This is a genomic window from Chamaesiphon sp. OTE_8_metabat_110 (genome assembly GCF_031382685.1).
In the GTDB taxonomy this organism is placed as follows: Bacteria; Cyanobacteriota; Cyanobacteriia; order Cyanobacteriales; family Chamaesiphonaceae; genus Chamaesiphon.
Window position 1 is genome coordinate 1 of the sequence record NZ_JANMZA010000546.1, and the last position, 7466, is coordinate 7466.

Here is a 7466-nt window from a genome sequence, read left to right on the forward strand (position 1 = left end):
CGAATCTGGGAGCGACCCCCAAAAAGTGCGCGAAGCCGCTGCCGAATTAACCAGATTGCGCCAGCAAAATAATCGCCCTAATTATTACTACGATCCGTTTTACTACCCTTACTACTACAGCACTCCCGCCGTCATTTTTTATCCGAGTTATGGTGGGAACGATCCGGGCTACCGGACTCCAACCGCACCTCCAGCCATCGGGCAAGATAATCGCACTCAGGAATCTCGATCGGATAATAACACTCCCAGCTCTACTCAGGTGTTGGGATCGATCGGGTTCAAAGATGGCAGTGTCTCGCCCGGTGTCGGTTTGCGCTGGAATAATATCGGTTTTGAAATCGGCGGCATTTTCAACGAAGATAGTCTCCCGCGCGCTGTCAATGATTTTGCCCTCCCGAATAATTTTTTCTTCACCGATCTCGGCGTCAAAAAGCTCAGCCCCCAGTGGGGGGCGGACTTACTCGGCTATGTGGATGTTGCGCCGCGCGTGTCGGTTTATGGTAGCGTCGGCGTCTATTTTCAGAGTCAATCGCGGATCGCTCAGTCTCTAGCGACTAGCGAACTGTACAAGCAAACTAACGAAACCAACGTCACTGGTGCCGTTGGCGGTGGTGTCACCTATAGCTTCGATGAGAATGTCAATGTGGGTTTGGGGTACCATTCGCTGCGCGGGGTGACGGCGCGGTTGGGCATCCGGTTTTAGGCTGAGAACTGGTGAATTTTTAGACGTGGATCGGTAAACCGTCTATTTTGGCTACTTATTTTGCTATTTGTTGTAAAAATATACAATTTGTTTGCTTAGGCACAAATTATTCGATTTTTAATCGTTACCATGAGGATATCCCCGTAAAAAGTTGGGGTATCCTCAATCTGGCGATCGCACTATCTCGATCGTCGGTGTACTACCTTATTCCGGCTAACTATCTCAAATTTTTGGAGATCCAGTATGTCACTATCAAAAGGCGTAGAAATTCATTCCCTGACCTCCGTTAAGGCTGGGATGGTTCGACTTTATACTCCCCAAGCTAGTCATGAAACGATGTTGGTACAAATCCCCGCCAACACGATCGACGATATGTTCGTGCATAAATACCAAACCGATCGATTGATGGTAGTACGTGGTAGTTTTATCTTGGTCATCCTCCACAATGGCAAATACCAATATATTCCCCTCAGCGATCTCGAACCAAAGGTGGTAACTATTCCCCCACGGGTTCCGCATTCAGCAATTAATATTGGGGATGAACCATGTATGTTAATCAATGCCGTAACTCGCCATGGGCAAGCTCACCCATCTGATTATCGCCCCATCAAAGCACCTTTTCCCTACGATCTAACTCAGGCCGATCGATTATTATCCGATCGAGCGATCTCGCTGGCAGCTTAAAATAAGTCGCTCGTTAAACCTCCCGCATCAATACCCAAAATTTACGCAAGGCGATCGAAAGTATTATCGAGCAGCAGGAAAAAGTCCCTACCTACTTAGTCGATCGTTAACCTTTCACGATGTCATAACTCTCAAACGGAAACTCATCAAATTTGAGCTTGACATCCTTGCGATCGCCAGAACGCAGAGATTCACTCCGATCGGCAGCAACAACAATTTGATGCGGATTATTGCCCTGTTGTTTGAGTAGTTTAGCCGCCTGTTTCAGATACGCAAGGAACATCATCAGAAATAAATTAACAACGATAGTGGCGATCGATTTCGATCGCCACTATCGACTAAAAACCTAATTTCGATTTAGATAGCGTTCGATCAAAATAATCGCCACAAGATCGTCGATCGGGCGCGGTGGTTGCCGCATTCCCTGGGGAATCAATCCCGTCAAAAAATTAGCTGGATACATCTGCCAGTAACGATCGCGTGCCTCCAAACTACTATAGCGCTCGTCAACTAACAAAATTGGCAAATCCGGCAAAGCCGTACTCAATCGCTGTTGCCATTGTTTCGAGGTAGTCTGGTCGCCCATCACCAGCCGAGTGACGTTATACTGCTGAAATAAATCATTAATCTGTGAAATCACCTGTGCTGTTGGTAACACTTGATGGTACAGGAGGGCGCGATCGCCACCCATCACTGCGATGCCACATTTGTCCTTACCCGGATCGAAGCCGAGAATTGTTTGAGTGCGATCTGTCATAGTTTTGTAGCAAATAATATCAAGCCGCTCCTACCCGCTCCTAATTCTGAAACTCCCCATTGTAGAGAGTAACTAGCAACCTACGTTAATTATGCTCGATCGCATTCACTCCATCGCTACCAACCTCGCCCCCAGACTAATCGAAATTCGTCGTCATCTGCACGCTCATCCAGAATTGAGCGGGCAGGAATATCAGACTGGAGCGTACATCGCTGGCGTCTTGTCAGCGGCTGGCTTACACACGCAGGAATCTGTAGGTAAAACTGGCGTCGTCGGCGAATTAGCGGGTGCGGGTAGGGACGATCGATTGCTGGCGATTCGGACAGATATGGATGCACTGCCGATCGTCGAGCGGACGGGGTTGCCATTTAGCTCGCAAAATCAAGGCGTGATGCACGCTTGCGGTCATGATGTCCATACTACCGTCGGTTTGGGTACAGCAATGATTCTCGCCGAATTGGGCGCAGAATTACCAGGGCGAATGCGGTTTATCTTTCAACCCGCCGAAGAAATCGCTCAGGGTGCCGCCTGGATGGTCGCTGACGGGGTGATGAAAGAGGTGGATAGTATTTTTTCCCTCCACGTCTTTCCCTCGATTCTCGCTGGCTCGATCGGGATTAGGTATGGAGCATTAACCGCCGCCGCTGACGATCTGGAAATAACGATTATGGGTGAGTCGGGACACGGTGCCAGACCCCACGAAGCGATCGATGCGATCTGGATTGCTGCTCAGGTGATTACCGGGCTGCAACAGGCAATTAGCCGCACTCAGAACCCACTCCGCCCGATCGTCCTGACGATCGGCACCATCAGCGGCGGACGCGCCCCCAATATCATTGCCGATCGCGTCGAACTCTCCGGTACGGTGCGATCGCTCCATCCCGACACTCATGCCACACTCCCCGGCTGGATCGAGCAAATCGTTACGGATATTTGCCGCACTTATGGTGCCAAATGTCAAGTCAACTATCGGCGTGGCGTCCCCTCCGTCCAAAATGATATCGCCCTCACCCAAATCCTCGAATCCTCTGCACGCGCCGCCTGGGGTAGCGATCGCGTCCATATCTTACCCGAACCATCCCTTGGTGCTGAAGACTTCTCTGTGTACCTCCAACACGCTCCAGGGACGATGTTCCGGCTGGGAGTAGGTACCAAGGATACCAAAAACCATCCCCTCCATCACCCGCAATTTATGGTGGACGAGTCCGCTATTATTACGGGAGTAGTGACGATGGCATATACGGCATATCAATATTGGCAGCAGTGAGTAGTGAATAGTGGATCGTGGATCGTGGATCGTGGATCGTGAAAAATGCGGTCTTATCGATTTATTTTTTAAATTTCAATAATTCTTCTAAAGCAGCTAATAATTTTACTTCTACTAGGACGATCTCTCGGGCTGCATTTAACTGCATCAACCAGCTCACATTAATCGCAAAGTAATTAGTCTTGACTTGTCCTTGAAGGTGATATTGGACGATCCGATCGTCTCGGAGTAACATTGCGCCCGCAGTTGGACATAAGATCATCCCCCGCGCTTCTGTTGCTAAATATTTCGCGATCGTGTCTCTACCTTCGATCGGGTTTTCAAAGGGCGGTTGAAGACAGCCTGTTTCGGCAAATAGCTCAGCCGCAGCGCCAAATTCACCCCGATTGAGCGTACTAAAATAGGCAACAATTGTTGGTTCTTCAATACCCTCGATATTAACTAGCTGCGGATCGATCGTGGAAGTTAGTTTCATCGCTTTTATTTAAGATTTTGTGAAGTTTTGAGAGGATCTAGTTAGCTTTACTCGAGCGAAACACCAAATTTTCGAGCCGAACTTTACTTGCCTTAAAATATTTATCAAAGCACAAATAATATTTATTTCCATCTACCTTTCGACCGATCGGCATCTCCTTCTAAAGTAGCTATGAGCCAGATTGAATTATGAGTAAGGTAGAGGAGACGAATTAGGACAGTATTGTGACAACAGGTATTTCAAAAATTCATCCAGAAATGACTGACGCATTTTCCGCGTTAGATACCGACCAACAGCTTGCATTGCTATGGTTTATTTATAAAGAAGTCGGTAAATCGATTACCCCAGCGGCTCCTGGCGCTAGCACCGCTTCGCCCACCATCGCCGAAGGTTTGTTCAAGCAAGTCGCCGAGATGAGCCACGAGGAGCAGTTACAAATCCAGCGAGATCTGGTAGAACGCAAAAACAGCTTGATTAGTCGCGAATATGGTGCGCTTAGCGATACCACCAAATTACTCTTTTGGTATTTATTAGCTCAAGGCATGGATCGCACTGAAATCATTCCTATGCCAGCAGATTATCAGCTTGAAGAGGGCGCTACTCAATGTATGACCCAACTCCAGGCACTCGACCACAGCGAGCAAATTTCCGTACTTCGCAATCTCGTCGCGAATATGGGTGCCGATCCTGACACTAGCGCTCACGATGAGGCTACTGGGCTGTAAGTGGATAGGGGATGGTGGATAGTGAATAGTGGATAGTGGATAGTGAATAACGATTCTAAGCTGAGCCTCTGAGTTCCCCTCTTACCTCTCACCTCTTCCCTATCCCCTATCCCCAATCCCCTATCCCCTCTTCCCTACTCCAGCGGTACAAAATCATAGCCAGTGCGTGAAGAATACTTATAGTTAGGTGGCGTCTTCGCTACTTTTACCAGCACGTATTGTTCGGTGGATTCGCCATTAGTAAATTGAAACCGCCGCCCTGATGCGCCCATAAATTCATTTTTAGACAACCCGTTCATTACGCTTTCTCGCGACGGTGACTCTTGAGATTCGATCGCGGCGGCCAGTGCTTTGACAGCATTATAAGATGTCGCCGTTGCCCAATTTACTTGGTTATTCCAGAGTTGTCTGGCACCTTTAGAAAATTGCGGCGTACTCTGGGATTCTTGCCAAGGTACGCCCATAATCAACCCTTGGGCATCTTGACCCGCTTCGAGAGTGGTGACACTGTACAAAGCTGTATCGCTAAACACGCTCATTTCTGGGTATTTACTAGCTGTGAGTGTCAATATCTTCAGCGCCTCCCGACTAGAGCGCCCTACTGGCAGTAACAAAATTGATTGTGCGCCCATCGCCTTGGCTTGTTGGAGATAGACATCGGCATCAAAAACAGTTGTAGGGCTGGGTGTCGGTGTAGGTGACGGCGATGCCGAATTAGCAACTCTAGAAAATGGAAAAGTTGCGACCACTTCCCCACCGCGCGCGCTCAATTTACTGGCAAATTGAGTTTTGAACTCATCGTTGTAAGTGATGCTCGGGACATAAAAAATGGCAACTTTGCGCTTTCGCTCGCGATCGATTGTATAATCGACGAGCTTTTGGGCGATCGCTTCTCCTTTAGCATTCGTTCGGAAAATATACGGGCGATCTTTCCCCGTCAAGTTATTTGCCGTACTAATTGGCGCGATAAAAACGAGTTTATTTTCATTATAAACATCAGCCGCTTTCATCGTCACATCATTGCGATTGCTACCGACGACGCCAATCACTTCTGGTTGCCTTGCGAGTTCGGTGGCGATCGTTTTAATTACCTTGGGATCGTCACCATCATCGACAATCTTGATTTTGAGTTTGGCTTCAGTGGCGCTCCCTGTCTGATTTACTTCTTCTTGAGCTTGGGCAAATCCGCGCAACATTTCTGATGCTCGATCGAGCGCTCGACTCGAAATCGGCACGGAAGCCGCGATCGTATAACTTTTACCATCACCGATTAAGGCATTATTTAGATAAATTCGCGTCTCGGGTGAGTTGGGATTTTCAGCTAATGCCGAGCGGAATTTGCTGACGGCTGCGGGATAATTCTTATTGGCAAGCGCCGCAACTCCGTCCCGTTTTAATTCTCTAAATTTATCGGTATCGCGATTGCCTTCAATACTCAGTAAAATCCGATCGCCACTACTGCTCCGATTGGCGATCGGATCGAGTGAGGGCGGTTTAAAAGTATTAAACGGCCAAATATTCGGGAGAGCCAGCGCACCCAAACCGACAACGCCAGCCACTAAAACGCCTGCTAACAACCATGGTTTATAAGGTTTGGCTGGTGGGGGCAAATCGATAACTGGTGGCGGTACATGCCGATCTAACGGGCGATCCTGGGCGACAACGACAGGAGCTAATACAGGCGGTGCCACCGTGGGTTCGGGTGGTAGCTGCTCGACACTCTCCTCCACTTGCCCAAATCGATTGTCGATATCTAACGACAGTAGCGTACTCGAAGCCCAATTGCTCGACGGCAATATCTTGGATGGCGAAATACTCACAGTCGGAGTGCCCCAAGTCATCTCCAAGGTATCGAGTACCTCTCTAGCCGACTGAAATCGCTCCGATGGCAGATGTCGCAACATTTTATCGACGATCTCCGCTAGAGCGTCACTGACGGCGAGATCGGGAGTCCGCCATCGCCACTCATTTGACTCACCGTCTAATAACTCTGAAGGTTGTTTGCCTGTGAGCAAATTAATACAAGTTACACCCAAAGCATATAAATCCGACGATGGATAAACACTCTGTCCCTGACGCTGTTCCCACGGCGCATATTCGGGCGTAAATACACATGTCACATTCCGATCTAGCGTTCCGGGCGTCTGCACGATTACCTGCTTGACAGCACCAAAATCGATCAGGTAAATTTTGCCTTGTAAATCCCGCATGATATTTGATGGCTTAATATCACGGTGAATCGTATCTCGAAAGTGAATAAATTCTAATATTTTGGCAACTTCTTTTAGGACATAAATAACTTCAGCTTCGGTAAACTTACCTTTAACTGCCAGTTCTTGTTGTAAATTTTGCCCTTCAATATATTCTTGAACTAAGTAAAAAAACTTTTGCTCGCGATAGGGTGCCGAGCCGGAAGCCATCAGTTCCAGGAAGGCGTACAGGCGGGGAATTCGGGGATGTTCGCCCAATTTTTCCAAGCATTCAGCTTCGCGATGAAATAGCTTCGTCGCGATTTCCAATTGCTCGGCATTAAAACTGGGATTTACCTGCAATTGCTTGATGACACAGCGTTTTAAACCGGGCGTCCGCCGATCGCAGCCCAGAAATGCGACTCCCAATCCCCCCTGCTGGAGTATTTCGATCGGTAAATACCGTCCATCCAAAATCAAGGGCATCCCGCAATTAGCACAATGCCGTTGATGTACGGTTTTCAACAGATTACTATCATCTAAATCGACAAATGAGTTCAGCGGTTGCTCGCAATGAGGGCGAGTGCAGTAAATATCCATACAGTGGTTTCTAGGTGTGGGAAATTGGTGACTCGCGGCTCGCAGTTGGCAACTCTACTCAGTTTT

General features: G+C 48.3%; 8 protein-coding genes. 4 read left to right on the plus strand and 4 right to left on the minus strand.

All coding sequences use genetic code 11. The annotated features are described in order from the left end of the window. On the plus strand, positions 1 to 703 hold a 703-nt coding region (locus RMO52_RS19745; RefSeq protein ID WP_310417665.1), incomplete at its 5' end, for a hypothetical protein. Between the two features lie 243 nt (positions 704 to 946). Beyond that, positions 947 to 1387 carry a dTDP-4-dehydrorhamnose 3,5-epimerase gene (locus tag RMO52_RS19750; RefSeq protein ID WP_309739482.1) on the plus strand — a complete coding sequence of 147 codons (441 nt, stop codon included), beginning with the start codon at positions 947 to 949 and terminating at the stop codon, positions 1385 to 1387. A 106-nt stretch (positions 1388 to 1493) separates the two neighbouring features. Here RMO52_RS19750 and RMO52_RS19755 read toward each other — a convergent pair whose 3' ends face one another. Beyond that, the gene (locus tag RMO52_RS19755) at positions 1494 to 1673 is read right to left on the minus strand and encodes a hypothetical protein (protein ID WP_309739484.1); all 180 of its coding nucleotides are present in this window, start codon (positions 1671 to 1673) and stop codon (positions 1494 to 1496) included. A 60-nt stretch (positions 1674 to 1733) separates the two neighbouring features. Further along, positions 1734 to 2144 carry a pre-16S rRNA-processing nuclease YqgF gene (locus RMO52_RS19760; protein ID WP_310417668.1) on the minus strand — a complete coding sequence of 137 codons (411 nt, stop codon included), beginning with the start codon at positions 2142 to 2144 and terminating at the stop codon, positions 1734 to 1736. A gap of 91 nt (positions 2145 to 2235) precedes the next feature. Here RMO52_RS19760 and RMO52_RS19765 point away from each other — a divergent pair, with 91 nt between their 5' ends. Further along, on the plus strand, positions 2236 to 3411 hold the full coding sequence (locus RMO52_RS19765; RefSeq protein ID WP_309739486.1) for a M20 family metallopeptidase: 1176 nt from the start codon (positions 2236 to 2238) through the stop codon (positions 3409 to 3411). Between the two features lie 61 nt (positions 3412 to 3472). Here the strand turns inward: RMO52_RS19765 and RMO52_RS19770 are convergent, their stop codons facing one another. Beyond that, entirely contained in the window at positions 3473 to 3886 is a 414-nt protein-coding gene (locus RMO52_RS19770) for a nuclear transport factor 2 family protein (RefSeq protein ID WP_310417671.1), read from the minus strand. Between the two features lie 224 nt (positions 3887 to 4110). Here RMO52_RS19770 and RMO52_RS19775 point away from each other — a divergent pair, with 224 nt between their 5' ends. Further along, positions 4111 to 4611, plus strand: coding sequence for an orange carotenoid protein N-terminal domain-containing protein (locus RMO52_RS19775; RefSeq protein WP_310417674.1), 501 nt, complete (start codon positions 4111 to 4113; stop codon positions 4609 to 4611). Between the two features lie 134 nt (positions 4612 to 4745). On the opposite strand, the gene RMO52_RS19780 is transcribed toward RMO52_RS19775, so the two are convergent. Next, on the minus strand, positions 4746 to 7400 hold the full coding sequence (locus RMO52_RS19780; protein WP_396135058.1) for a protein kinase domain-containing protein: 2655 nt from the start codon (positions 7398 to 7400) through the stop codon (positions 4746 to 4748). Between the last annotated feature and the right edge of the window lie 66 nt (positions 7401 to 7466).